Origin of the sequence: Arsukibacterium sp. (genome assembly GCF_033721375.1) — a bacterium.
GTDB lineage: Bacteria > Pseudomonadota > Gammaproteobacteria > Enterobacterales > Alteromonadaceae > Alishewanella.
Map to the genome: position 1 here is coordinate 41,120 of NZ_JAWWAP010000004.1, position 24,356 is coordinate 65,475.

The 24,356-nt window shown below is 50.8% G+C and carries 26 protein-coding genes; 5 read left to right on the plus strand and 21 right to left on the minus strand.

The window, feature by feature from the left end:
- Nucleotides 1–20 precede the first annotated feature (20 nt).
- The 11 genes from R3187_RS07035 to trmJ form a co-directional block, all read right to left on the minus strand.
- The gene (locus R3187_RS07035) at nt 21–1,148 is read right to left on the minus strand and encodes a bifunctional tRNA (adenosine(37)-C2)-methyltransferase TrmG/ribosomal RNA large subunit methyltransferase RlmN (RefSeq protein WP_318965980.1); all 1,128 of its coding nucleotides are present in this window, start codon (nt 1,146–1,148) and stop codon (nt 21–23) included.
- A 118-nt stretch (nt 1,149–1,266) separates the two neighbouring features.
- Nucleotides 1,267–1,698 carry a nucleoside-diphosphate kinase gene (gene ndk / locus R3187_RS07040; RefSeq protein WP_318965981.1) on the minus strand — a complete coding sequence of 144 codons (432 nt, stop codon included), beginning with the start codon at nt 1,696–1,698 and terminating at the stop codon, nt 1,267–1,269.
- Nucleotides 1,699–1,790: 92 nt separating this feature from the next.
- A complete protein-coding gene (gene fdx / locus R3187_RS07045; protein ID WP_318965982.1) occupies nt 1,791–2,129 on the minus strand; it encodes an ISC system 2Fe-2S type ferredoxin in 339 nt (112 codons plus the stop codon).
- A gap of 2 nt (nt 2,130–2,131) precedes the next feature.
- Nucleotides 2,132–3,988 carry a Fe-S protein assembly chaperone HscA gene (hscA, locus tag R3187_RS07050; protein ID WP_318965983.1) on the minus strand — a complete coding sequence of 619 codons (1,857 nt, stop codon included), beginning with the start codon at nt 3,986–3,988 and terminating at the stop codon, nt 2,132–2,134.
- An 8-nt stretch (nt 3,989–3,996) separates the two neighbouring features.
- Nucleotides 3,997–4,521, minus strand: coding sequence for a co-chaperone HscB (gene hscB, locus R3187_RS07055; RefSeq protein WP_318965984.1), 525 nt, complete (start codon nt 4,519–4,521; stop codon nt 3,997–3,999).
- A gap of 29 nt (nt 4,522–4,550) precedes the next feature.
- On the minus strand, nt 4,551–4,874 hold the full coding sequence (iscA, locus tag R3187_RS07060) for an iron-sulfur cluster assembly protein IscA (protein WP_217669865.1): 324 nt from the start codon (nt 4,872–4,874) through the stop codon (nt 4,551–4,553).
- Between the two features lie 6 nt (nt 4,875–4,880).
- The gene (gene iscU, locus R3187_RS07065; RefSeq protein ID WP_019675682.1) at nt 4,881–5,264 is read right to left on the minus strand and encodes a Fe-S cluster assembly scaffold IscU; all 384 of its coding nucleotides are present in this window, start codon (nt 5,262–5,264) and stop codon (nt 4,881–4,883) included.
- A 30-nt stretch (nt 5,265–5,294) separates the two neighbouring features.
- Nucleotides 5,295–6,509: an IscS subfamily cysteine desulfurase gene (locus R3187_RS07070; RefSeq protein ID WP_318965985.1), complete on the minus strand. Its 1,215-nt coding sequence runs from the start codon at nt 6,507–6,509 to the stop codon at nt 5,295–5,297.
- Nucleotides 6,510–6,528: 19 nt separating this feature from the next.
- On the minus strand, nt 6,529–7,011 hold the full coding sequence (gene iscR, locus R3187_RS07075) for a Fe-S cluster assembly transcriptional regulator IscR (RefSeq protein WP_318965986.1): 483 nt from the start codon (nt 7,009–7,011) through the stop codon (nt 6,529–6,531).
- Nucleotides 7,012–7,111: 100 nt separating this feature from the next.
- Nucleotides 7,112–7,921, minus strand: coding sequence for a serine O-acetyltransferase (gene cysE, locus R3187_RS07080; RefSeq protein ID WP_318965987.1), 810 nt, complete (start codon nt 7,919–7,921; stop codon nt 7,112–7,114).
- Nucleotides 7,922–7,925: 4 nt separating this feature from the next.
- A complete protein-coding gene (trmJ, locus tag R3187_RS07085; RefSeq protein WP_318966323.1) occupies nt 7,926–8,687 on the minus strand; it encodes a tRNA (cytosine(32)/uridine(32)-2'-O)-methyltransferase TrmJ in 762 nt (253 codons plus the stop codon).
- Nucleotides 8,688–8,919: 232 nt separating this feature from the next.
- Between trmJ and R3187_RS07090 the strand changes: the two genes are divergently transcribed.
- The 4 genes from R3187_RS07090 (at nt 8,920) to R3187_RS07105 (ending at nt 13,890) form a co-directional block, all read left to right on the plus strand.
- Entirely contained in the window at nt 8,920–9,744 is an 825-nt protein-coding gene (locus R3187_RS07090) for a methyltransferase (protein ID WP_318965988.1), read from the plus strand.
- Nucleotides 9,745–9,757: 13 nt separating this feature from the next.
- A complete protein-coding gene (gene purD / locus R3187_RS07095) occupies nt 9,758–11,053 on the plus strand; it encodes a phosphoribosylamine--glycine ligase (protein WP_318965989.1) in 1,296 nt (431 codons plus the stop codon).
- 3 nt (nt 11,054–11,056) lie between these two features.
- Nucleotides 11,057–12,856: an ExeM/NucH family extracellular endonuclease gene (locus R3187_RS07100; RefSeq protein ID WP_318965990.1), complete on the plus strand. Its 1,800-nt coding sequence runs from the start codon at nt 11,057–11,059 to the stop codon at nt 12,854–12,856.
- A gap of 137 nt (nt 12,857–12,993) precedes the next feature.
- The gene (locus tag R3187_RS07105; protein WP_318965991.1) at nt 12,994–13,890 is read left to right on the plus strand and encodes a phosphoribulokinase; all 897 of its coding nucleotides are present in this window, start codon (nt 12,994–12,996) and stop codon (nt 13,888–13,890) included.
- Nucleotides 13,891–13,946: 56 nt separating this feature from the next.
- Here R3187_RS07105 and speD read toward each other — a convergent pair whose 3' ends face one another.
- The 10 genes from speD to rpe all read right to left on the minus strand — a co-directional run bounded on the left by speD (nt 13,947) and on the right by rpe (nt 23,415).
- Nucleotides 13,947–14,753 carry an adenosylmethionine decarboxylase gene (gene speD / locus R3187_RS07110; protein WP_318965992.1) on the minus strand — a complete coding sequence of 269 codons (807 nt, stop codon included), beginning with the start codon at nt 14,751–14,753 and terminating at the stop codon, nt 13,947–13,949.
- Between the two features lie 48 nt (nt 14,754–14,801).
- Nucleotides 14,802–15,230, minus strand: coding sequence for an OsmC family protein (locus R3187_RS07115; RefSeq protein WP_318965993.1), 429 nt, complete (start codon nt 15,228–15,230; stop codon nt 14,802–14,804).
- Between the two features lie 85 nt (nt 15,231–15,315).
- Complete coding sequence (locus tag R3187_RS07120; RefSeq protein ID WP_318965994.1) at nt 15,316–15,666, minus strand: DUF3802 family protein; 351 nt, start codon at nt 15,664–15,666, stop codon at nt 15,316–15,318.
- 107 nt (nt 15,667–15,773) lie between these two features.
- Complete coding sequence (astD, locus tag R3187_RS07125; RefSeq protein WP_318965995.1) at nt 15,774–17,243, minus strand: succinylglutamate-semialdehyde dehydrogenase; 1,470 nt, start codon at nt 17,241–17,243, stop codon at nt 15,774–15,776.
- 13 nt (nt 17,244–17,256) lie between these two features.
- Complete coding sequence (gene astA / locus R3187_RS07130; protein ID WP_318965996.1) at nt 17,257–18,276, minus strand: arginine N-succinyltransferase; 1,020 nt, start codon at nt 18,274–18,276, stop codon at nt 17,257–17,259.
- Between the two features lie 111 nt (nt 18,277–18,387).
- The gene (locus R3187_RS07135) at nt 18,388–19,605 is read right to left on the minus strand and encodes an aspartate aminotransferase family protein (RefSeq protein WP_318965997.1); all 1,218 of its coding nucleotides are present in this window, start codon (nt 19,603–19,605) and stop codon (nt 18,388–18,390) included.
- A gap of 290 nt (nt 19,606–19,895) precedes the next feature.
- Complete coding sequence (locus R3187_RS07140; protein ID WP_318965998.1) at nt 19,896–21,011, minus strand: HDOD domain-containing protein; 1,116 nt, start codon at nt 21,009–21,011, stop codon at nt 19,896–19,898.
- Nucleotides 21,008–21,622, minus strand: coding sequence for an aminodeoxychorismate/anthranilate synthase component II (locus R3187_RS07145; RefSeq protein WP_318965999.1), 615 nt, complete (start codon nt 21,620–21,622; stop codon nt 21,008–21,010). The genes R3187_RS07140 and R3187_RS07145 overlap by 4 nt, the downstream gene beginning before the upstream one ends.
- A 33-nt stretch (nt 21,623–21,655) precedes the next feature.
- Nucleotides 21,656–22,660, minus strand: coding sequence for a tryptophan--tRNA ligase (gene trpS, locus R3187_RS07150; RefSeq protein WP_318966000.1), 1,005 nt, complete (start codon nt 22,658–22,660; stop codon nt 21,656–21,658).
- Nucleotides 22,661–22,737: 77 nt separating this feature from the next.
- Entirely contained in the window at nt 22,738–23,415 is a 678-nt protein-coding gene (rpe, locus tag R3187_RS07155) for a ribulose-phosphate 3-epimerase (protein WP_318966001.1), read from the minus strand.
- A gap of 221 nt (nt 23,416–23,636) precedes the next feature.
- On the opposite strand from rpe, the gene R3187_RS07160 reads away from it, so the two are divergent.
- Nucleotides 23,637–24,317 carry a TorF family putative porin gene (locus tag R3187_RS07160; protein ID WP_318966002.1) on the plus strand — a complete coding sequence of 227 codons (681 nt, stop codon included), beginning with the start codon at nt 23,637–23,639 and terminating at the stop codon, nt 24,315–24,317.
- Nucleotides 24,318–24,356: the final 39 nt, after the last annotated feature.

The window sequence follows — 24,356 nt, forward strand, 5'->3', positions numbered from 1 at the left end:
ACCACTGGTCATCCCTTGGGTTACGGCAGCATTTTAACCAGAATAGGCTGGCCTTTCTGCTGCTTCTTTATCAGTCTCTTGGTTCGATCAATCACATCGCCTACCAACTGGCCACAGGCTGCATCGATATCATCGCCCCGGGTTTTCCGTACCATAACAGTAAAACCGTGCTGTTGTAACACCTTGTTAAAACGGTCAATCCGCGAATTGCTGGACCTTTTATAAGGTGAGCCCGGATACGGATTAAAGGGGATAAGATTAATCTTTGCCGGCGTATCTTGCAATGCCTGCGCTAACTCATGCGCCTGTTCCATGCTGTCGTTGATGCCATCGAGCATAACATACTCTACTGTGACCTTGTCATTGGCCTTAGAGTTCTCGACATAACGACGTGAGGCCGCTAAAAACTGCTCCATCGGGTATTTTTTATTCACCGGTACCAGCTCATCCCGCAACGCATTATTCGGGGCGTGCAAGGAGATAGCCAACGCCACATCAATCCGCTCGCGGAGTAAATCCAGCGCAGGTACCACACCAGAGGTACTTAAGGTGACCCGGCGTTTCGACAAACCAAAACCGAAGTCTTCCAGCATCAGTTCCATCGCCGGTACCACATTATTCAGGTTTAACAGCGGTTCGCCCATGCCCATCATCACGACGTTAGTCACCGGTTTTTCGCCGGTATCGCCGTAACTGCCAATAATCTGCGCTACCCGCCAGACCTGGCCGATAATTTCACTGACACTGAGGTTACGGTTAAAACCCTGCTGCGCGGTCGAGCAAAAGGTACAGTCCAGCGCGCAGCCAACCTGCGATGAAACACAGAGGGTGCGCCGGTCTTTTTCCGGGATCCAGACTGTTTCCACTTCCTGACCGCCAGCCAGCCCCATTACAAATTTGATAGTGCCGTCACTGCTGTCCTGGCGGGTTACCACTTCAGGTGCAGCAATGACTGCCAGCGTTTTTAATTTATCGCGCAGTGTTTTATTGATATTGGTCATCTTGTCGAAATCATCGACACAGAAGTGGTAAATCCATTTCATTACCTGATCGGCCCGAAACGGTTTTTCACCAAGGGAGACAAAAAACTCCTGCATTTGAGCACGGGTAAAATCTAACAAATTTACCTTGTTTAGCGGCTTGTTCATACCCTGATGACTCCTGCTGACACCTATCAATAACTCACTATTACAAACAGTATCTTACTTTGAAAAAAAAGGGGCTGACGCCCCTTTCCTTCAGCCTACACAGCATCGTTCCCCGGAATTAACGGGTACGGCTGCACAGCTCATTTTCAGTGAAGAAAAATGCAATTTCACGGGCAGCAGACGCGGCAGCATCAGAACCGTGAACAGCATTTTCATCAATGCTGTCGGCATAGTCGGCACGTAAGGTACCGGCTAAGGCGTCTTTCGGGTTAGTTGCACCCATAATTTCGCGGTTTTTACGCACAGCATCTTCACCCTCTAATACCTGAACCATCACCGGGCCAGACGTCATAAAGCTTACCAGCGCTTTGAAAAACGGACGCTCTTTATGCTCGCCGTAGAAACCTTCAGCTTGTTCCTGGCTTAAGTGTAGCATTTTAGAAGCAACAATTTTCAGGCCGGCTGATTCGAAACGGTGGTAAATAGCACCGATCAGGTTCTTTGCTACTGCATCGGGTTTAATGATTGAAAAAGTACGTTCTAAGGCCATGTCAGGCTCCTGTCATTAAAGGGTTAAATTTTTTAAGGCGGCAAATTATACGCTAATTGCCGGAAAAAACCTACAGTGGCTACTATTTCAGACTAATGGCCTTCGCTAACCATATTGACGGTATATTTCGGAATTTCCACCACCAGATCTTCATCGGCAATCCGGGCCTGACAGCCCAGTCGTGATTCCGGCTCCAGCCCCCAGGCTTTATCCAGCATATCGTCTTCCAGCTCGTCACTTTCATTCAATGAGAAAAAACCTTCACGGACAATGACATGACAAGTGGTGCACGCACAGGATTTTTCACAGGCATGCTCGATAGCAATGCCATTTTTCAGCGCCACATCCAGCACCGTTTCGCCGGTATTGGCATCCAGAGCCGCGCCCTTTGGACATAATTCAGCGTGGGGTAAAAACACTATCTTTGGCATCGTTAAACCTCGTCGACTTTATGGCCCTGCAAGGCCTGCCGGATTGATTTATCCATGCGCCTGGCAGCAAAGTCATCTGTTAAAGTATTGGTATGTTCGATGGCGGCTTTAATAGCTGCCGTGTCCTGCTGCTGGCGCACTTGCGCTAAGGTTGTCAGGGCTGACTCTATTTCTGCCAGCTCCTGCTCATTGAGCAGCACGCCGTCCTGAGCCAGCGCTGCGCTTACCGCTTCCAGCACCCGATCTGCTTCCACCTGCTGCTCGCGCAATAAACGCTGCTGCATATCCTGCCTGGCATGCTGCATTGAGCCACTGATCATTGCCGCGACCTGATCGTCAGTTAAGCCATAGGATGGTTTAACCTGAATACCAGCAGCTACACCAGTCGATTTTTCTTCGGCACTGACACTAAGTAAGCCATCGGCGTCAACCTGAAAGGTGACTTTAATATGGGCGCCACCGGCCGGCATAGGCGGAATACCGCGCAGCTCAAAGCGGGCAAGCGAGCGGCAGTCTTCAACCAGCTCGCGCTCTCCTTGCAGCACATGAATAGCCATCGCGGTCTGGCCGTCTTTAAAGGTGGTAAATTCCTGCGCCCGGGCTACCGGGATCACCGTATTGCGCGGAATGACTTTTTCGGTCAGGCCGCCCATCGTTTCCAGGCCCAGCGATAGTGGGATAACATCCAGCAGCAGAGTTTCATGCTCGGCCTTATTACCGACCAGCACATTAGCCTGAATTGCAGCGCCCAGGGCAACTACTTTATCCGGGTCAATTGATGTTAACGGTTCAGTCGCAAAAAACTGGCCGACTAACTGGCGTACCAGCGGTACCCGGGTTGAGCCGCCAACCATCACCACTTTAGCAACGTCATCGGGCGTTAAATCAGCATCGCGTAACACCTGACGGCAACTGCGAATGGTTTTTTTCACCAGTGCTGAGCACAGGTTTTCAAATTCAGTGCGGCTCAGACTACCACTAAGCTGCTGGTCATCAGCACTGAAGCGGTAGTCGGCAGTCTCGTTTTCGGTTAACTGTTCTTTAAGCTTACGGGCTGCGGTTAAATACTGACGCCGGCCGGTATGGCTTAACTGCTGCTGACCGCTTTGCTGCTGGAACCAGCTGACTATAATCTGATCAAAATCATCACCACCCAAGGCTGAGTCACCCCCGGTGGCCAATACTTCAAATACGCCGCGCTTTAACCGTAAAATGGAAATATCAAAGGTGCCACCGCCTAAATCATAAACCGCAATAACCCCTTCCTGACCGGAATCAAGGCCATAGGCTAGTGCCGCCGCAGTAGGTTCATTTAATAAACGCAGTACGTTTAAACCGGCCAGTTTGGCCGCGTCTTTGGTGGCCTGACGTTGGGCATCATCGAAATACGCCGGCACGGTAATTACTACACCATTCAATTCACCGCCCAGTACCTGACTGGCCGTATCGGCCAGGGTGGCCAGTATTTCAGCCGAAACTTCAACCGGGTTTTTTACACCTTCGCGGGTGGCAACGGCGGCCAGACCGCCCTGATCGACCAACTGATAAGGTAGGAGTTCAGCCAGTGGCTGAGTTTCAGCATAGCCTTTGCCCATCAGGCGTTTTATTGAAAATATGGTATTGCTGGCATCGGCTGCTGCCGCTGCGACGGCGTCCCGGCCGACTTCAGTTTTATCCGGGCCGTAGCGCACTACCGACGGGATCATATCGCTGCCGGCAGCATTATGCAGGGTACCGGCCTGGCCACTGCGCACAGCAGCCACCAGTGAATTAGTAGTACCTAAATCGATACCTGCTGCCAGTTTATGTTGATGGGGCGCAGCACTCTGGCCGGGCTCTGCAATCTGTAGTAACGCCATAGCTTTGTTTAGTCTTGTAATTGCTGTTCAATTAACTCCAGCTCGTGCTGCAGTTTAAAGAAAAATTTGAGTTTACGCACCAGTTCCGCGGCCAGCTGGTTCTGCTCAGCCGTATTAGCTTCAAGTGCGGTGGCCAGTTGTCTGAATAACTGCTTTCGTTGCTGCTGTAGTTGTTGCTCAACCGCCATAATGGCGTCGTCCGGATCATCACTGCTGCTGATGTCCTCCAGTTGTTCCCGCAACTCCATTTGCTGCATTAAAAACACCGGATCGGTAAAACTGCGCTGTTCATGGCTGATTTTTAAACCACGCAGCGCCAACAGATGTTCGGCCCGCAGCAACGGATGTTTCAGACTGTGGTAGGCATCGTTAATATTGGCGGTTTGCTGTACCGACAGCAGCCGGTCACGATTAGACGCAGCCGCATAGTTGTCAGGATGAAATTTGCGTTGTAACGCCAGATAGCGTGAGCCCAGTTCAGTTAAGTCCAGCTCGAAGGTAGCCGGCAAATCAAACAACTGAAAATAATTCATCTAATATCGGCCTTACAGCAGTCGGAAAATTAAACGGTAAAGCTTTCGCCGCAGCCACATTCGCCGTTAACATTAGGGTTCTTAAACTGAAACCCTTCGTTCAGACCCTCTTTAACAAAGTCGAGCTGGGTGCCATCGATGTACACCAGGCTTTTGCCGTCGACAATCAGCTTCAGGCCGTGCTCTTCAAATACCTGATCATCATCGTTCAGCTCATCGACAAACTCCAGCACATAGGCCAGGCCGGAACAACCGGTGGTTTTAACACCTACCCGTAAACCCAGGCCCTTACCGCGATTTTGCAGAAAGTTACGTACTCTTTCAGCTGCCGCTGTGGTCATCGATATTGCCATATCGCATTAACCTCCGCGCTTTTGCTTATAATCAGCAATCGCCGCTTTAATCGCATCTTCCGCCAGAATAGAACAGTGAATTTTCACCGGTGGCAGCGCCAACTCGTGGGCGATATCGGTATTTTTGATTTGCTGGGCTTCGTCCAGACTTTTGCCTTTAACCCATTCGGTTACCAGAGAACTGGAGGCGATTGCACTGCCACAACCATAGGTTTTAAACTTGGCATCTTCAATAATGCCCTGCTCATTTACTTTGATTTGCAGTTTCATTACGTCACCACAGGCCGGTGCACCCACCATACCGGTGGCAATGCTTGGGTCATCTTTAGCGAAAGAACCCACGTTACGTGGATTTTCATAATGATCGATTACTTTATTGCTGTAAGCCATGATCTGTTACCTCGTTGGGCCGGACTACGCTTAATGCGCAACCCATGCCACTGTGTTTAAATCAATACCATCTTTGAACATGTCCCATAACGGCGACATTTCACGTAATTTATCAATCGCCTGATGGACAATCTTAATAGTGTGGTCAATTTGCGCTTCAGTGGTAAAACGACCAATACTGAACCGGATAGAGCTATGCGCCAGCTCATCATTTAAGCCCAGCGCCCGCAACACATAGGACGGCTCTAAGCTGGCTGAGGTACAGGCTGAACCTGAAGATACGGCAATATCTTTTAATGCCATGATCAACGACTCGCCTTCCACGAAATTAAAACTGATATTGGTAATACCCGGCACCCGTGGTGCGCTACCACCATTTAAATAAACCTGTTCAATATCTTTGATGCCGTCCCATAACCGATCACGTAATGCAGTGATCCGCTCACGTTCGGCGGCCATTTCTTCTTTGGCCAGCCGGAATGCTTCGCCCATCGCGGCAATCTGATGCGGCGCCAGGGTACCTGAACGCATACCGCGTTCATGGCCACCACCGTGAGTCTGCGCTTCTAAGCGAATACGCGGTTTACGGCGAACATATAATGCGCCTATGCCTTTCGGGCCATAGGTTTTGTGGCCTGAGAATGACATTAAATCGACTTTCAGGTTTTGTAAGTCAATCTCTACTTTACCGGTAGCCTGGGCAGCATCGACATGAAAAACAATGCCTTTACTGCGACATAACTCACCAATGGCCGCGATATCCTGAATAACACCAATCTCGTTATTGACAAACATAATGCTGACCACTGATGTTTCAGGACGCATTGCAGCTTCCAGCTTAGCCAGATCAACCAGGCCGTTGCTTTCTACATCAAGGTAAGTCACGTCAAAACCTTCACGCTCCAGCTGGCGCATGGTGTCCAGTACGGCTTTATGTTCGGTTTTGGCGGTAATTAAATGCTTGCCCTTTTTCTTATAAAACTGGGCGGCGCCTTTAATGGCCAGGTTGTTTGATTCGGTTGCGCCAGAGGTAAACACGATTTCGCGCGGATCGGCATTGACCAGTTCGGCTATCTGGCTGCGGGCAATTTCCACTGACTCTTCGGCCTGCCAGCCGAAACGGTGTGAGCGGGATGCCGGGTTACCAAACTCGCCATCCATCGTCAGGTATTGCATCATTTTTTCGGCCACACGCGGGTCAACCGGGGTGGTCGCCGCATAATCCAGATAAATAGGTAGCTTCATTGTTGGCTCCGTAATGCGTTTACAACTGGCAACTGACTTTGATGTCAGTTGCAGGATTCTTAACATTGCGGCTGTTCTGCCGCTGTGCAATATTCTGCACATCTTGCTGGCTGACCAGCGCCGCCAGACTGATATTGGTTAAAAAGTCTTCTATCCGATCACTTAAATCGTGCCACAGTGTATGGGTAAGACACTTGGCACCGCTCTGGCAATCTGATTTGCCCTGACAGCGTGTGGCGTCAACCGACTCATCAACTGCGGCAATAACCGCTGATATAGAAATGGCTTCCGGTGCCAGTCCAAGCTGATAACCGCCGCCCGGCCCCCGCACGCTGCTGACTAAACCTTGTTTACGCAAGCGGGCGAATAATTGTTCAAGATAAGATAGCGAAATACCCTGCCGCTCCGAAATATCGGCCAGTGGCACCGGACCCTGCCCGGCGTGCAGCGCCACATCAAGCATGGCAGTAACAGCATAGCGACCTTTCGAGGTTAATCTCATAACAGGCTCCCTGACTTCATGCTGGCTATTGTACAATCCTGACTATTTTAGTCAAGTATTTATCCCAGCACGGTAGTCAGGTATTAGGCAACGGCGGATCTTAAATACCCGGGTCAAACGCCTCTACTTCTCTGCGTCGCTGCTCTGCAGCCTGCAGTTCGGCCCGCTTAAAGTCTTCTTCCGGTAAGTCCAGCTCGGGCATTTCAGCACAGACATTGCCACCGAGGCTGTTAACGCTGCTGCATAACTCGGCCACTTTATTATCCAGCAGATGAATATGATCAAGCAAGGTACCAATGGCACTGGCTACCGGATCGGGGTTATCTGCTGATACCGCATAAGCATCAAAGCCAAATTTCTTTGCCAGATGCTGGCGCTGCTCGCTGACTTCTGCTGCCACTTTGGCGACAACCCGGCCCGGGATACCCACTACAGTAGCGCCGGCCGGGACATCCCGCACCACCACCGCATTAGAACCGATACGGGCATTTTCACCAACCTGTAACGGCCCCAGCACTTTTGCCCCCGCGCCAATGACTACGCCATTAGCCAGCGTCGGGTGGCGCTTGCCGGGGTTCCAGCTGGTGCCACCGAGGGTAACACCGTGATATAGCGTGCAGTCGTCACCAATCTCAGCGGTTTCACCAATCACCACGCCCATGCCATGGTCAATAAAAAAGCGGCGGCCAATTTTCGCCCCCGGATGAATTTCCACCCCGGTTAGCCAGCGGGCGATGGTACTTAAAAAACGGGCCAGCCATTTAAGATTAGCCTGCCACAATTTATGATTTAGCCTGTGCCACCAGATGGCATGCAGGCCCGGATAATTGGTCAGCACTTCAAAAGTACTACGCGCCGCAGGGTCACGGTCAAATACGCTTTTTATATCTTCTCTGATACCCGCAAACATCGCCTTACTCCTTGTGAGTATTGCCATCAACTTTTTCAAGTCGTTGCATCGAGCTTAAAATGCCGCGCAAAATATTGTATTCGGCTTCTTCCGGCCGCGCCCGGTTAAACAAGCGCTTTAATTTGGTCATCACCACCCCAGGGTGCTGCTTAATAATAAAACCGGTGTGTTGCAGCGCAGCTTCCAGATGCTGATAAAAGTTTTCCATTTGGGCTGAGCTCGGATAGTTTACCTGCTCAGGCTCTGCAGCAGTTGGCACACCGGCCAGATGCGCCATCCGTACCTCATAGCAGAGTATTTGCACTGCCATTGCCAGGTTCAGCGAACTGTATTCCGGGTTGGCGGCAATGCAGACATGGTAATTGCACAGCTGAAGCTCGTCGTTACTCAGCCCACTGGACTCACGGCCAAACACTATTGCCACCGGTTTGTCACTCTGAGCTATCGCCAGCTCAGCGCACTGCCTCGGTTCCAGCATTGGCCAGCTGAGGGTGCGGGAGCGGGCACTGCTGCCAACAACCAGCGCGCAATCTGCCACTGCTTCCGCCAGATTATCAAAGGTGGTGGCAGCGGCCAGAATTTCACTGGCTCCGGCGGCCAGCGCATACGCCTGGCCGTCAGGCGCTGTTTTCGGTGCTACCAGGCACAGCCGGGATAAACCCATGGTTTTCATTGCCCGGGCAACCGAGCCAATATTACCGGTATGGGTGGTGCCCACCAGAACCACTCTGATATTGTCCAGGGCAGACGGCATACCGCTTGCCATATTGTTTGTCACAATATCATTTGTCACAGCAGTGCCCCCAGTGTTGTCCATAGTGATAACCCGATAACGCTTGTTGAAAAAGGCAGGCATTCTAGCATAGGCCCCGCCAATTGTTGATTGAAATTTAGCAGTCTGGCCATCTAAATACGAGAAATGGCAGTTATCGATAATCACTGCAATTAGCTGATTGCTTTGCTAAACTAGCGCCACTTTTAACAAAGAGAGCCTGAAGATGAAAACACTTAGTAAAGTTATAACGTTATCAGCAATACTCTTGTCGCTGCCACTATTGGCAGACAGCACTACTGATGCCCTGCAGCAAGCTGCCGATCATCATGTTCGCAGTGAACAAAATAAAAGCCGGGATAAGTATCGTAACCCTGTGCAAACGCTGCAGTTTTTCGAAGTTACCCCAACAAGCACCGTAGTGGAAATATCACCGGGCGGTGGCTGGTATACCGAAATTCTGGCGCCGTTATTGGCCGCGCATGGTACTTATTATGCCGCGCATTTCCCGGCTGACAGCAGCTCTGATTATTACAAAAAAAATCTGGCCGCGTTTAAAGAAAAGCTGGCTTCAGATCCGATTTACAGCCGGGTAAAACTGACTGAATTTGCTCCGGGTAACAGTGATGCAATTGCTCCGGCGGGCAGCGCAGATGTGGTGCTGACTTTTCGCAACCTGCATAACTGGTATGGTCAGGGTGGCGATGAAGCCATGGTAGCAATATTCGAAGACTTTTATACCGCCCTGAAACCCGGTGGTGTGCTTGGCGTGGTTGAACATCGTCTGCCAGCAGCACAGGCAGAAGGTGACTGGACTAAAACCGGTTATTTTCCTGAGCAACTGACCATTCGTCTGGCTGAGCAAGCAGGCTTTGAACTGGAGCAGCGCAGCGATATTAATGCCAACCCGAAAGACAGCGCTGCGCACCCGCGGGGTGTCTGGACTTTGCCCCCGGTATTGCGATTAGGTGATGAGGACAAAGCCAAATATCAGGCGATTGGCGAAAGCGATCGTATGACCTTAAAATTTCGTAAACCTGTAGCACAATAAAACGGAAAACCCGATGAAAGTACTGGTAATCGGCGGCGGCGGCCGCGAACATGCCCTGGCCTGGAAGGCAGCGCAATCTCCTCTGGTCAGCCAGGTTTTTGTGGCCCCCGGCAATGCCGGCACAGCCCGCGAAGCCAACCTGCAAAACGTAGCCATAGCGGCAGATGATGTCCCGGGATTGCTGGCTTTTGCCACAGAGCAGCAGATAGCGCTGACAATCGTTGGCCCCGAGGCCCCACTGGCCAAAGGGGTGGTCGATACGTTCCGCGAGCAGGGGCTGGCTATTTTTGGCCCAACCCAGGCGGCTGCGCAGTTAGAAAGTTCCAAGGCCTTTGCCAAGGATTTTCTGGCGCGCCATCAGATCCCGACCGCCGCTTACCAGAACTTTACCGACATTGCCCCGGCTAAAGCTTTTGTCAAACAACTGGGCACACCGATTGTGATTAAAGCGGACGGTCTGGCAGCCGGTAAAGGCGTTATTATTGCCCAAAACGAAGCAGAGGCCTTTGCTGCAATTGACGATATGCTGGCAGGGAATAAATTTGGTGATGCTGGCAGCAGAGTGGTCATCGAGGAATTTCTGCACGGTGAAGAAGCGTCTTTTATTGTTATGGTCGATGGCGAACATGCCCTGGCGTTTGCCTCATCCCAGGATCATAAAGCCCGTGATGATGGTGATAAGGGACCGAATACCGGCGGCATGGGGGCTTACTCTCCTGCCCCTGTCGTTACACCAGCAGTACATGACTGGGTAATGCAGCAGGTTATTTACCCGACAGTGCGCGGTATGGCAGCTGAGGGTAATGTTTTTACCGGCTTTTTATATGCCGGTCTGATGATTGCCCCTGATGGCTCGGCTAAGGTGCTGGAATTTAACTGCCGCTTTGGCGATCCGGAAACCCAGCCGATTATGCTCAGATTAAAATCAGATCTGGTGGCGCTGTGTCAGGCAGCCGTGGACGGCAAGCTGGATCAGGTGGATATTGACTTTACCGAGCAGGCAGCGGTAGGGGTGGTGCTGGCCGCTGGTGGCTACCCTGACAGCTACGCCAAAGGTCTGGAAATCAAGGGGCTGGATGGTATAGACACAGACAATGCCAAAGTATTCCATGCCGGTACTGAGCTAAAAGACACTACAGTGCTGACTAACGGTGGCCGGGTGCTTTGCGCCACGGCTCTTGGCAGTAATGTCAGTACCGCCCGTCAGGCAGCCTACCAATTAGCCGGCAATATCAGCTGGGATGGCATGTTTTATCGCAGCGATATCGGTTATCGCGCAGTAGCCCGTGAACAAGAGCAGCAAGGCTGAATTATGCGTAAATTGTCATTAGTTCCGTTTATTGCGGTACTGCTGGGTCTTACAGCGTGCAGTAAACCCGAACAGCAGCTAAGCTGCGATAATCCGTCGCGGGCCGTGGTCACTATTTCTGCTATTCAGGGCGTTGCAGAGCAAAGCCCGTTACTCGGCCAGCAAGTCGTCACTCAGGGGGTCGTCATCAGCGAGGTATATGCTGACTCGCCATTTCCCGGATTAATGCTACAAAGCCTGGCAGCAGATGACGAGCCACTCACCTCAGAAGGTTTGTTTATTCAGCTGGCGGATAGCGGCAGTTACCAGCGTGGCGAAGTGTTGCTGTTGCAAGGCACGGTAGCTGAAATTAATGAGCTGACATCGCTGGTTGATATCAGCCAGCTGACCCGTTGTGGCAGCAGCCGCCAACCAGAGCCAACGACCGTATCCCTGCCGCTGAGCCCAGAGCTGAGCTTTGAAGCATTAGAGGGGATGTGGTTGAGCTTCAGCCAGGATTTGATTGTTAATGACAGCTATCAACTGGGCCGGTATGGCGAGCTAATCCTCGCTGATCAACGCTTAGTTGTGCCGACTGAAGTTAAGCAACCAGGCGAGCAAGCCCGCCAGTATGAGCAACAGCAACAGCGGCAGATGCTGGTACTGGATGATGGCCGCTGGCAGGAAAACCCTGATCCGGTGCCTTATCCAGCAGGCGGCTTGACGGCAGATAATAGTTTACGCTTGGGTGATACCGTGCGCGGCGTAACCGGCGTGCTGTTTCAGGATGAACGCGGCTACCGGCTTATTCCCACTGATACCCCTGAGTTTATTAATACCAATCCGCGGCCAGCAGCGCCTGCTGCCAGACAACCTGATGAGCTGCGAATAGCGGTTTTTAATGTGCTGAACTTTTTTACCGGCCATGGTCAGGCAGAGCCCTTCCCCACCCGCCGGGGCGCCCGTACCCCAGCCGAATTAGCCCGCCAACAGGCGAAACTGGTCAGTGCGCTGGCGGCAATGGATGCCGACATTATTGGTTTGCTCGAGCTGGAAAATAATGGCTACGGCAGTGGTAGTGCTATCGCGACACTGGTTGGAGCGCTGAATCAGGTTGTCAGCTCACCCTACACCCTGGTGGAAACCACTGAGACACCCGGCAGTGATGCAATAAAAGTGGGGCTAATCTACCGCCCGGCAGCCGTCAGTCAGGTCGGTACTGCGGCTACCCAGACCGCTGAGCCTTTTACCCGGCTAAACCGGGCGCCGGTTGCCCAGACGTTTCAACATCAGGCCAGTGGTAACAATATCACCGTCGCCGTTAATCACTTTAAATCTAAAGGCAGCTGCCCCCGCGATGACAGCCCGCAGTTACAGCTGCAGGCTGATCAGAACGATGGCCAGGCATGCTGGAATGCGGCCAGAGTTGAAGCCAGCCAGGCTTTATCAGCATGGTTAGCGACGACCCCCACCGGGATTAACACCCCTTACCAGCTGATAGTCGGCGATTTAAATGCCTACCGGATGGAAGACCCGGTAAGGGCGCTGGAGCAGGCTGGCTGGCAGTATTTAGACGATGAGCAACACTCTGGCTTTTCTTATGCATTCAGAGGCCGCGTGGGTTCGCTCGACCATGCCCTGGCCACTGAACCGCTGGCAGAAAACCTGCGCTCGCTCAGGCACTGGGCTATTAATGCCGATGAACCGGTATTGCTTGATTACAGCGGTCGCTATAAATCAGCAGCAGCACAGCAGCGTTTATACGGGCCAACACCGTACCGTTCATCTGATCATAACCCGATAATTGCCACTTTCGGCTTTTAACTTCATAGTCAATGCGGTCAGCAACAGAATGCTGGCCGCTGCCGAACCGCATCTGCGGTACCCCTTAACCAGATAAAAGTTGCAGCCGGTAGCGATGTTGCTTTATGGTATCTGCAACTTTGCTAATGGTGCCGCTTATGTCTCATAAAAATCCAATTATTGCGATCACCGGTTCGTCAGGCGCCGGCACCACCACTACTACGATCGCATTTCAGCATATTTTCCGCACTCTCGGTATTGATGCCGCTTTTGTTGAAGGTGACTGTTTTCATCGTTTCAGCCGGCCGGAAATGGACTTGGCCATGCGAAAAGCCAAAGAAGCCGGGCGCTATATCAGTTATTTTGGGGCGGAAGCCAATGACTTTGGCGCGCTGGAGAGCTTTTTTGCCAGCTATGCTGAAACCGGTACCGGCCGGATCAGGCATTATCTGCATACTTTTGATGAAGCCGTACCTTATAATCAGCTACCAGGCACCTTTACCCCCTGGCAGGACTTGCGCGCCAATACCGATTTGTTGTTTTATGAAGGTTTACATGGCGGGGCAGTCACCGAGCAGCACAACGTAGCGCAGCATGTCGATTTGCTGATTGGCATGGTACCGATAGTTAACCTGGAGTGGATCCAGAAAATTATCCGGGACACCTCAGAGCGGGGCCACAGCCGTGAAGCTGTGCAGGCCAGTATTGTGCGCAGTATGGACGATTACATAAATCATATAACCCCCCAGTTTTCCCGTACCCATATCAACTTTCAGCGGGTGCCGACGGTAGATACCTCTAACCCGTTCAGTGCCAAAGACATTCCGTCACTGGATGAAAGCTTTGTGGTGATCCGCTTTCGCGGCATCAAACATGTTGATTTCCCGTATTACCTGCGGATGATCCACGGCTCCTTTATGTCACGGGTCAATACTCTGGTCGTGCCAGGCGGCAAAATGGGCTTAGCAATGGAGCTGATTTTAACACCGTTAATTGAAGCCATAATGCAAAAGCGGCGCCAGGCTCGTGGTCAGGCAGACTGGTTGGGTAAATAAGCCCCGCTGCACTTACCGCCGGCTGGCGCCGCTTTGCTTTATTAGCAGTCTTGAGCTTATTTCATCTCGGGTAAATTGCGGCCGTAGAAAATTTCCCGGATTTCCTTGAACACTTTCTTACTGATCACTTTCTGCTCGTCAGCTGTCATGCTGTCGGTGCCCATGCCAAACAAGTAGTTATTCAGATCGGCCTCTTTTAACATCATCTTGGTATGAAACAGGTTTTCCTGATAAACGTTAACATCTATCATCTGAAACGCCTGCTTGGTGTCACTGTCCATAAAGTTCTGGATCGAACTGATTGGGTGGTCAATATAGTGCTTAGTACCACTGATATCGCGGGTAAAACCGCGCACCCGGTAGTCAATTGTTACCACGTCTGACTCAAAACTGTGGATCAGAAAGTTCAGTGCTTTCAACGGTGAAATAATGCCGCAGGTCGATACTTCAATATCGGCCCTGAACGTACAGATACCATCGTGCGGATGCACTTCCGGATAGGTATGAACACAGATATGGCTTTTATCCAGATGGGCGACGACCGCCTCGGGCAACGGGCCCGGATTTTCTGAATTATCAGGATCAACCAGTACCGGCTCTTCACTGACCAGAATAGTCACACTGGCCCCTTGCGGATCATAATCCTGGCGGGCGATGTTCAGGACATTAGCGCCAATAATATCAACAACCTCTGTCAGGATATCGGTCAGTCGATCAGCGTTATATTGCTCATCAATATACTCGATATATTCCTGCCGATGCTGCTCGGTTTTAGCATAACAAATATCGTATAAGCTAAAGCTTAAACTTTTAGTCAGGTTGTTAAACCCGTGCAGTTTCAGTTTTTCAAAAGGCTTTACCAATTTCTGCAATCTCCACTACAGCCGCTGCTGTATTGTTTAGCTGGGCAATTACGCAGACGCGGCGGTCTGGTTTGCATTGTTAATACTATAGGAATGGCTTACAGCAACACTGCTGGCCAGCATGATAGACACTGAGCAGTATTTATCCGCAGATAAATCAACTGCCCGAGCCACTTGTTTGTCGCTGAGATCATGGCCTGACACGACAAAGTGCAGGTGAATTTTTGTAAACACCCTGGGCACGCTCTCTGCCCGCTCTGCGGTCAGTTCCACTTCACACCCGAGCACCTGCTGGCGGGCTTTTTGTAAAATACTGACCACATCTACGGACGAACAGGCACCGGCCGACATCAGCACCATTTCCATTGGACTTGGCGCCGTGCTGTCTGCGCTGTCCGCGTCAAACACCATCGAATGCCCACTGGCAGAACGGCCAATAAACCTCAGGTTATCAACCCAGCTGACTTTTGCTTGCATATCCGATCCTGACACGAAATTTTAGGCTGGATATTCTACGGAAATATAGGGCGGGTAGCCAGCATTAATCCAGCACTAACAAGTGCTAGTCCATCAACCTGGCGATAGCGCTATCAAACAGGTTTTTGATTAACAATGCAATTTCGTTAATCAGCTCTGCCTGTTCCGCGGTTGCTTTTTTTTCCAGCACACTACTCAGCACTTCCTGAAAGTCGTACATAATGCCATCCACTTCGCGGATTATCATGCTGCGATGATTCATCTCCAGCTCGGTATGCTGGGTGCAAAGCGTTATAATTTGCTCGGCAATACGTTCTTCCAGGATCACGCCCACTGTTTTAGCAGAGGGCAATTCGGTGCCTTCTTCAGTAAACAGCGCGAGATGTTCAGTTAAAAACTGAATAAGATGCTCGTAGCCGGGTTGATCAGTCACCATGTGAAAGGATACCTGCATTACTTGGCATTAAAAGCCATTACAATAGCCCAATTTAACCAAAATGTCGGCAAGAAAACAAATCGGGGCCGCAGCCCCGAAATTACTGGTTAAAATGTCAGACCGGGAGACAGCTGCTCAGGCATCGACACCTGATCTAATTCTACGGACGCCACCGGATAGGCACAATAATCTGCCGCATAATAAGCGCTGGCCCGGTGATTGCCGCTGCCACCAATGCCACCGAATGGCGCTGCTGAACTGGCACCAGTGATTGGCCGGTTCCAGTTAACAATACCCGCCCGGATCCGCCGGTAAAAATGCTGATACAATTCCTGGCTGTCACTGAGCAAGCCTGCCGATAGACCAAAACTGGTGTTATTAGCCGCATCGATAGCCGCATCAAAGTCGTTAAACCGGAACACTTTTAACAGCGGGCCGAAATGCTCCTCATCTGGGAAGTTCTTCACATTGCTGCATTCGATAATACCAGGGGATACCAGCGCCGTATCGCTTTGCAAATGCTGTAGTTCAACCAAAACCTCAGCGCCGAGTTCTACCAGTTGCTGCTGTGCAGCACGCATGCCTTTGGCGGCAGCAACAGAAATCATCGCGCCGATAAAGGGCTGCGGATCTGCATCATACAGGCCGGTTTTAATATTACGGGTTACTTCAATTAAGCGGGTAAGAATAGCATCACCCTGGGCATTGGCTGGTAAAAACAGTTTACGGGCACAAGTACAACGCTGACCTGCTGAAATAAAAGCCGATTGCACAATATCATGCACCGCTGCATCGATATCACTGACGTCCTGAACGATAAGCGGGTTATTTCCGCCCATTTCCAGTGCCAGAATTTTCTCTGGCCGACCGGCAAATTGCTGATGTAAATAATGGCCCGTGCGCGAACTACCGGTGAAAAACAAACCGTCAATGCCATCATGGCTGGCAATCGCTTTACCGGTGTCAACTTCGCCCTGCAACAGGTTTAACACGCCTGCAGGCAGGCCGGCTTTCTCCCACAGCTTTACCGTATGTTCGGCTACCATAGGCGTTAATTCAGAAGGCTTAAACACCACGGTGTTGCCGGCTAATAATGCAGGAACAATGTGGCCATTCGGTAAATGTCCCGGGAAATTATAGGGGCCAAATACCGCTACTACACCATGCGGCTTATGTCTGACAAAAGCCCGGCCCTGCGGCATCGGGTTCTCTTTGGTACCGGTACGCTCTTCGTATGCCCGTACCGAAATATCGACCTTGCCAATCATCGCCGCCACTTCAGTGCGGCTCTCCCACAGGGCTTTACCGGTATCCCGGGCAATGCACAGTGCCAGCGCTTCTTTATTAGCGGCCAGTTGTTCAGCAAAACGTTTTACGACTTCCACCCGGCTGTCGAAACTTAAGTCACCCCAGCTGTACTGCGCAGCGCGGGCAGCATTAATTGCTGCATCTACCTGCTCTGCGCTGGCAGCTTCACCCTGCCAGACCTGCTGATTTTTGGCCGGGTCAAGCGATGTAAATGCCTTACCCTCTCCTGCCAGCCATTGGCCATTAATAAATTGCACTGCGTGGCTCATGTCTTTCCCCTGCTTAAATTCTGGTTAATCTGACCTGGTCACCGGCTTTTACTCCCAAAGCATCGGCGCAGGCCTGTGGCAGTACAACCTGATCGCTTTGTTCCGTTACGGTTAGCGGTAACCAGGTAGCACGAAAATTTTCGATGTTAGTATTACAGATTAAATAGGGCTGGCTGTCCGGCCCTGGCGTGCCAATCTGCACCTGTAATTTGCGACTATACCGAATTGAGCGGATATGCTCTACCCTTGCTTCTACCGTTGGCCCGGCGTCAAAAATATCAACATAGCCCCGGTTAGAAAAACCCTCTGTCTGCAACAGTGCCAGCGCAGGCCGGGTTTTATCATGCACTTTGCCTATCACCTGTTGCGCTTCTTTACTTAACAGACTGACATAAATCGGATATTTCGGCATCAGCTCGGCGATAAAGACTTTCTGGCCTATACCGGTCAGATAGTCAGCTGTCGGGAAGTCGACAGAAAAAAAATGTTCCTGTAACCAGCGCCAGAACGGGGAATGGCCATTCTGATCTGATACCCCACGCATCTCGGCAATCACCCGGTCAGCAAAGCGCTCAGCAAATTCTGCCATAAACAGAAAGCGGGCTTTTGATAATAAACGGCCATTGTTTTTCTCGCGGCGGTTTTCGCGAAGAAATAAGGTACAAAGCTCGCTTACCCCGGTGTAATCGTTACACAGGGTCAGAATATCGACCGTTTTGTAAACGCCAAGCGATCGTGAACTGTGTACGACCTTACCCAGGTGATAGTGATAAAATGCATCATCCAGGCCGACTGCGGCTTCCAGAGCACTGGTGCCGCAGACGTCACCGCTGCTGGTGTCTTCCAGCACAAATAAATAGCCTTCATCGCCAGGGCTACTGACTGTTTTCTGTAACGATTGCTCAGAGCGACTGATCTTGCGCATCAGCAGCTCATCATTAACCGGCAGCGAGGTAAACCCATGCCCCGATTCAACTGCCATCTGATAGAGCGCCGGGTAATCATCCGCTCGGATTGGGCGAATCACCATCATCGTCGCTTACTCCATTTTTGCTTTATAACCTGGCGGGGAAACCTGCGTTGCCCCGCAATGCTTCATATTACGGTCTTAATGCCGTTTTTTTAAAGATGTCACAGACTCAGTTTAAGAGCCGACTACCTGCTTTACTGCTGCAGCAAACCGCTGCATACCTTCGCGAATATCCTGCTCGGTAATGACCAGTGAGGGGGCAAACCGGATAACATCCGGTCCGGCAACTAAGGCCATTAAGCCATGATCTGCGGCCGCTAAAAAGAAATCGCGCGCCCGGCCACGGTATTTTTCACTCAGCACAGCACCAAGTAACATGCCCTGGCCACGCACCTCGGTAAATACCTGATACTGACTGTTTACCTGCTGCAGACACTCGCGGAATATCTGCTCATTATGCAGCACATTCCGCATGACTTCCGGTTGATTAATAGTATCAATAACGGCTTCAGCAACGGCACAGGCCAGCGGATTACCGCCATAGGTGCTGCCATGGGTGCCGACTTTTAAATGACTGGCAATCTCGGTGGTCGTTAGCATAGCACCAATCGGGAAACCACCACCCAGTGATTTGGCTGTCGTTAAAATATCCGGTGTAACACCGTAATGCATATATGCGTATAGTTTACCGGTGCGGCCTACCCCGGTTTGTACTTCATCAAATACCAGTAACGCGTTGTGCTGGTCACATAAATCACGCAGGCCCTGCAAAAAAGCCGGTTCCGCTGGAATAATGCCGCCCTCGCCCTGAATCGGCTCCACAACGATGGCACAGGTGTTATCTGAGATCAGTGCTTTTACGCTGTCCAGATTGTTAAATTCTGCATGCACTACTGCGCCGGGCTTCGGGCCGAAACCGTCAGAATATGATGACTGACCACCTACCGTTACGGTAAAGAAAGTGCGGCCATGAAAACCTTTACCAAAAGAGATAATTTGCTGTTTCTGTTCACCAAATTTATCCAGTGCCCAACGCCGGGCGAGTTTAAATGCGGCTTCGTTGGCTTCAGCTCCTGAATTGGCAAAATACACTTTTTCTGCAAAAGTCGCATCAACCAGCTTTTTAGCCAGACGCAATGCCGGCTCGTTGGTTAACACATTGCTCAGATGCCACAATCTGTCAGCTTGCTGCTTCAGCGCAGTAATCAGCGCCGGATGACAATGGCCCAGACTGCTAACGGCTATGCCACCGGCAAAATCGATGTATTCGCGCTCATCCTGATCCCAGACCCGTGAGCCCTCACCCCGCACCGGTATCACCTGAGCCGGGGCATAATTTGGCACCATCACTTCATCAAATAAGGCTCGGTTTACTGCAAAATTTGTCGTCATGTTCCTTTCCTCTTTCTTAAGCGGGGTCGGTTTTTTGGTCAGAATTACGCTGCCACTGCCGGTTATTATCGCAGCATTATTGCAGGTTTCCGGACAGTTGTCTCGTCAGGAAAAATGGCTAAAGCCTGAAAAATCAAGGGCTGCAGATAGATTTGCAGTTGATATGAATAACTAAGCACCGCCTGTTTTGCCGCTTTAGTCGGGCTGCTACCCCCGTTAAAGGTGCAGCTGGCGATAAAACCCAGCACAGTCACAATTTGCGGGCTGCATGAATATGGCTAAAAAATTTGTTATAAATCGATGCTTAATCGTTTTAAATTGGTCCGGGCAAGAGTATTCAGCTGCTCCTCCGTTAAGTTGACGGCCGCAAACCAGTTTTCAGCATCCGCGGTGCTGGCTTTACCGGCAGCCTTTAACTGCTGCCATTGCACATAGACCTGAGCCTGTTGCACTAGTCGTCCTAACGGGCTGATACCATTAAAGCCGATACCTTCAGCCAGCTGATCCAACGTTTGACAAAGTGGTAAGTGCTGCAAAGACCAGCGAGAGCTGATATCAGCACTTAAGATTTCGGCAAACTCCAGTAAACTGTTGCTTAAGAAGCTGGCGTCCGGTTCCAGAGAGTCCAGCGCATCGGTTAATTCGTTATTGCGTTCATCGCGCGCCTTCAATAATTCTTCCTGCTTAATTTGCTGGTAAGTACGCAGGTAATTACGGGTGACCACTATATGGCCAAGTGGGTGAAACAGGCCGACGCAAAACGCCGCATAGGGCAGCTCTGCGCTGTCTTCCGCCAACCGGCGTGCGGCGATGGCACAGGCCAGGGTGTAATCCCATAAACGGGTTTTAAAGCCAACAAAAGGATCGGTTGCATGCGGTAAACAACGCCGCATACCGTAAACCGGTATAATTAGCTGCAGGCTTTCCACCCCGAGAAAACGCAATGCGGTTTTGACATCTTTAACCAGCGCACCTGAAGCGGTCCGGTTACGATACTGTGGCTGATTCACCAGTTTCAGTAAATCTTCTGTCAGCCAGTCAACCTGGCTGATTAACGGGTCGAGCTGGTTTGTGGTAACAGCCTTGTGGGCCAGTTTATCCAGCACCAGATGATAATTTTCTCCCAAATCAAAAATCGAGGCACTGACCAGTGAGATGTTGCCCAGCCGCTGAAACAGCTGATCGGCAACCTGATCATGCATATGTGCCTGGGCAAATTCGACGAACTGCTGGCGCGCCTGCTGCCCTGCCAACCGTTGCTGCATTGCCTGCGCATCGACTGCCAGCAATTTACGGGTAGTGGGCAAGCCGGTTTTTACCTGATACTGCAGGCGGTTAGCTGCAGGATTGACACCGATAAAGTCGTCCCAGAACAGCTGGTGCAAAGGCGTATTCAGAGAACTCATCGCTGATTAACCGCTTTATGTTGTGATATGTCAGTGGCCGTGTGCAGAAAGTTACTCAACATTGCTTTACCCGCAGTACTTAAAATGGCTTCAGGATGAAATTGTACGCCATGTATTGCCCAATGCTGATGCATTACGCCCATTATTTCACCCGTTTGAGCAGACGAGCCGGTCCATGCCGTTGCGGTCAGCTCTGCCGGAAGACTGGCGGTGTCGACCAGCAATGAATGATAACGGGTTACCGGCAGCGGGCTGGGCAAACCGGCAAACACTGACAGGCCCTGATGATAGATGTCGGAGTTTTTACCATGCATAACTTTCGCCGCCCGGCAAACCTTGCCACCAAACACCCGGGCAATTGCCTGATGGCCAAGACAAACCCCCAGCAGCGGTATTTTTCCGGCAAAATGCTCAATTGCCGCCAGGCTTATGCCGGCCTGTTCCGGCGTACCCGGGCCTGGTGATATCACCAGGTAATCAGGTGCCAGTGCAGCCATTTGCGTCACATTAATTTCGTCGTTGCGTTTTACCACAACCTGCTGGCCAAGTTCGGCGAAATACTGCACCAGATTCCAGGTAAAAGAATCGTAATTGTCGATCATCAACAGCATAGCGGACTCCGCAAAAACGGCTGTTTTCCGTCGCTAGGGGGCAACAAAACCTACCGCATCATTTACTTTTGCCAACGTAGCCGCAGCCCGGCTGCGGGCTTTCTCAGCTCCGGCCCGCATAACGCTTTGCAGAACAGGTAAATCGGCACGCAGCTCGATAAAAGATTTTTGCACCGGTTCCAGCAGGGCAATGACCGCATCGGCGACATCACCTTTTAAATGGCCATACATTTTACCTTCATACTCGGCTTCCAGTGTCTGCACAGCTTTGCCGGTAACACCGCTTAAAATACTCAGCAGATTTGCCACGCCAGGCTTGGCATCAATATCAAACCGTACCCGTGGCGGATCTTCCGAGTCGGTCATGGCTTTTTTAAATTTTTTGCTGATCATTTTCGGGTCTTCCAGCAAACCGACAAAATTCCATGGATTCTCGTCTGATTTCGACATTTTTTTCGTCGGGTCCTGCAAACTCATTACCCTAGCAGCAACTGGCGGAATATACGGTTCCGGTACGGTAAATATGTCACCGTGCGCAGCATTAAAGCGCATAGCCACATCGCGGGCTAATTCTAAATGCTGCTTCTGGTCGTGGCCTACCGGGATCTGATTGGCCTGATACAGCAGAATATCTGCGGCCATTAACACAGGATAAGTAAATAAGCCGGCGTTAACGTTATTATTATGACGCTCAGATTTATCTTTAAACTGGGTCATCCGGTTTAGTTCACCAAACTGGGTATAGCAATTCAGCACCCAGGCCAACTGGCTGTGTTCCGGCACATGGGATTGCATAAACACCGCTGAACGTTTCGGGTCGATGCCACAGGCTAAATATAAAGCCAAACTATCAAGTGACGCACTGCGCAGCGCTGCCGGGTCCTGGCGCACCGTTATCGCATGCAAATCTACAATACAATACAGACAGTCATAGTCATCCTGCATCTGATCCCATTGCCGCAGTGCGCCCAGATAGTTACCAATGGTGAGTTGTCCTGAAGGTTGGGCGCCACTTAATACAATTGGTTTGCTACTCATGATGGGTTCACTGTCCTCGGTTAAAGCATAGAAAAAGAGTGGCATTATAGCCGGATGCGGCCGCTGACCGCAGTAAATTATTTGCCATGCACATTTAACAGTTGCTGGCGCATACTATTTATCGTCTGCTGATAATCGTCGCTGTTAAAAATAGCGGAGCCGGCCACAAACATATCGGCGCCTGCTGCGGCAATGTCAGCAATATTATCTACCGTCACACCGCCATCCACTTCCAGCCTGATGGGCAAACCACTGCCATCAATCAGTTTTCGGACCTGAGTCAGTTTATCCAGGGTAGCAGGAATAAACTTCTGACCACCAAAGCCGGGGTTGACTGACATCAGCAAAATAACATCCAGTTTATCCAGCACATAATCCAGATAACTTAGCGGTGTGGCCGGGTTAAAGACTAAACCTGTCTGACAGCCACTATCCTTAATCAGTTGCAGAGTGCGATCAATATGGCGCGATGCTTCCGGATGAAAGGTAATAATGCTGGCACCGGCTTTCGCAAACTGCGGTACCAGACTGTCAACCGGTTCGACCATCAGGTGTACATCGATAGGTGCGGTAATGCCGTAATCACGTAGAGCCTTGCACACCATCGGGCCTATCGTCAGGTTGGGTACAAAGTGATTATCCATGACATCAAAATGCACCACATCAGCTCCGGCGGCCAGCACATTTTCGACGTCGCTGCCAAGCCTGGCAAAATCAGCAGATAAAATTGAAGGGGCAATTAAATAAGGCTGCATAGTTATGCTCCACAAATTTGAAAAACTGACTTTACTGAATTGGCTGCCAAAAAGCACGCATTGCAAGTTGCACAAAAAACAGGCAGCAGCGCACCAGTTAAGCGCAACTTACGATTTTAAGATGCCCCACCAACACTTATGTAGTTGTATTTTATATATAATTTCACTTGGCATACTTATTGGAATGATTTAGTCAGGGAATAAACATAAGGGCAATACCAATGAAAATGACAACATCTCTTTCCAGCTTAGTCACCGCCAGCTTCATTATCGGCCTGGCCAGCACCAGTACCCCAACCCAGGCTGTTGAGCTTAGCGGTGATATTACCTTTACCTCTGACTATGCGTTTCGTGGTATTTCGCAAACCGATGAAGCTCCGGCGATTCAGGGCGGTCTGTCCCTTAGTGACGAGTCAGGTTTTTATTTGTCAGTATGGGGCTCGAGCGTTGATTTCGGCGGTGAAGGCACCCTGGAATTTGACGTGATGCTGGGCTGGAGCGGCGCCATTAATGAAGAATGGTCGGTAGATGTGGGCGTAATGCGCTACGGCTATCCGAATACTGAATTTGCCGGCTCCAATTTCTATGAACTCTATGGCTCACTCTCATATCAGGCTTTTACTTTTGGCCTGGCTTATAGTGATGATTATTATGCAAATGCCGGCACTTATTTTTATCTGTATGGCGGATACAGCTACGCCCTGACTGACAATCTGACGCTGGACTTACATGTTGGCCAGAATGAATATGATGACAGTTCCGCCAGCTACCTGGACTGGAGCATTGGCGTTAGCACCGAAGTTCTCGGCGCAGGGTTAAGCCTGGCTTATGTCGATACCGATATTGATGATTGCAACCTGTGTGACAGCCGGGTGATATTCAGTGTGTCTAAGGGTTTCTGAGTGTCACTGGCAGCCAGCAAATAATGTTGCTCAGCTTTG

What these genes read in the sequence shown, in the direction of transcription:
- R3187_RS07035 (WP_318965980.1), bottom strand. Translation starts at nt 1,148, where the DNA reads ATGAACAAGCCGCTAAACAAGGTAAATTTGTTAGATTTTACCCGTGCT.
- ndk (WP_318965981.1), bottom strand. Translation starts at nt 1,698, where the DNA reads ATGGCCTTAGAACGTACTTTTTCAATCATTAAACCCGATGCAGTAGCA.
- fdx (WP_318965982.1), bottom strand. Translation starts at nt 2,129, where the DNA reads ATGCCAAAGATAGTGTTTTTACCCCACGCTGAATTATGTCCAAAGGGC.
- hscA (WP_318965983.1), bottom strand. Translation starts at nt 3,988, where the DNA reads ATGGCGTTACTACAGATTGCAGAGCCCGGCCAGAGTGCTGCGCCCCAT.
- hscB (WP_318965984.1), bottom strand. Translation starts at nt 4,521, where the DNA reads ATGAATTATTTTCAGTTGTTTGATTTGCCGGCTACCTTCGAGCTGGAC.
- iscA (WP_217669865.1), bottom strand. Translation starts at nt 4,874, where the DNA reads ATGGCAATATCGATGACCACAGCGGCAGCTGAAAGAGTACGTAACTTT.
- iscU (WP_019675682.1), bottom strand. Translation starts at nt 5,264, where the DNA reads ATGGCTTACAGCAATAAAGTAATCGATCATTATGAAAATCCACGTAAC.
- R3187_RS07070 (WP_318965985.1), bottom strand. Translation starts at nt 6,509, where the DNA reads ATGAAGCTACCTATTTATCTGGATTATGCGGCGACCACCCCGGTTGAC.
- iscR (WP_318965986.1), bottom strand. Translation starts at nt 7,011, where the DNA reads ATGAGATTAACCTCGAAAGGTCGCTATGCTGTTACTGCCATGCTTGAT.
- cysE (WP_318965987.1), bottom strand. Translation starts at nt 7,921, where the DNA reads ATGTTTGCGGGTATCAGAGAAGATATAAAAAGCGTATTTGACCGTGAC.
- trmJ (WP_318966323.1), bottom strand. Translation starts at nt 8,687, where the DNA reads ATGGCAAGCGGTATGCCGTCTGCCCTGGACAATATCAGAGTGGTTCTG.
- R3187_RS07090 (WP_318965988.1), top strand. Translation starts at nt 8,920, where the DNA reads ATGAAAACACTTAGTAAAGTTATAACGTTATCAGCAATACTCTTGTCG.
- purD (WP_318965989.1), top strand. Translation starts at nt 9,758, where the DNA reads ATGAAAGTACTGGTAATCGGCGGCGGCGGCCGCGAACATGCCCTGGCC.
- R3187_RS07100 (WP_318965990.1), top strand. Translation starts at nt 11,057, where the DNA reads ATGCGTAAATTGTCATTAGTTCCGTTTATTGCGGTACTGCTGGGTCTT.
- R3187_RS07105 (WP_318965991.1), top strand. Translation starts at nt 12,994, where the DNA reads ATGTCTCATAAAAATCCAATTATTGCGATCACCGGTTCGTCAGGCGCC.
- R3187_RS07115 (WP_318965993.1), bottom strand. Translation starts at nt 15,230, where the DNA reads ATGCAAGCAAAAGTCAGCTGGGTTGATAACCTGAGGTTTATTGGCCGT.
- R3187_RS07120 (WP_318965994.1), bottom strand. Translation starts at nt 15,666, where the DNA reads ATGGTGACTGATCAACCCGGCTACGAGCATCTTATTCAGTTTTTAACT.
- astD (WP_318965995.1), bottom strand. Translation starts at nt 17,243, where the DNA reads ATGAGCCACGCAGTGCAATTTATTAATGGCCAATGGCTGGCAGGAGAG.
- astA (WP_318965996.1), bottom strand. Translation starts at nt 18,276, where the DNA reads ATGATGGTGATTCGCCCAATCCGAGCGGATGATTACCCGGCGCTCTAT.
- R3187_RS07135 (WP_318965997.1), bottom strand. Translation starts at nt 19,605, where the DNA reads ATGACGACAAATTTTGCAGTAAACCGAGCCTTATTTGATGAAGTGATG.
- R3187_RS07140 (WP_318965998.1), bottom strand. Translation starts at nt 21,011, where the DNA reads ATGAGTTCTCTGAATACGCCTTTGCACCAGCTGTTCTGGGACGACTTT.
- R3187_RS07145 (WP_318965999.1), bottom strand. Translation starts at nt 21,622, where the DNA reads ATGCTGTTGATGATCGACAATTACGATTCTTTTACCTGGAATCTGGTG.
- trpS (WP_318966000.1), bottom strand. Translation starts at nt 22,660, where the DNA reads ATGAGTAGCAAACCAATTGTATTAAGTGGCGCCCAACCTTCAGGACAA.
- rpe (WP_318966001.1), bottom strand. Translation starts at nt 23,415, where the DNA reads ATGCAGCCTTATTTAATTGCCCCTTCAATTTTATCTGCTGATTTTGCC.
- R3187_RS07160 (WP_318966002.1), top strand. Translation starts at nt 23,637, where the DNA reads ATGAAAATGACAACATCTCTTTCCAGCTTAGTCACCGCCAGCTTCATT.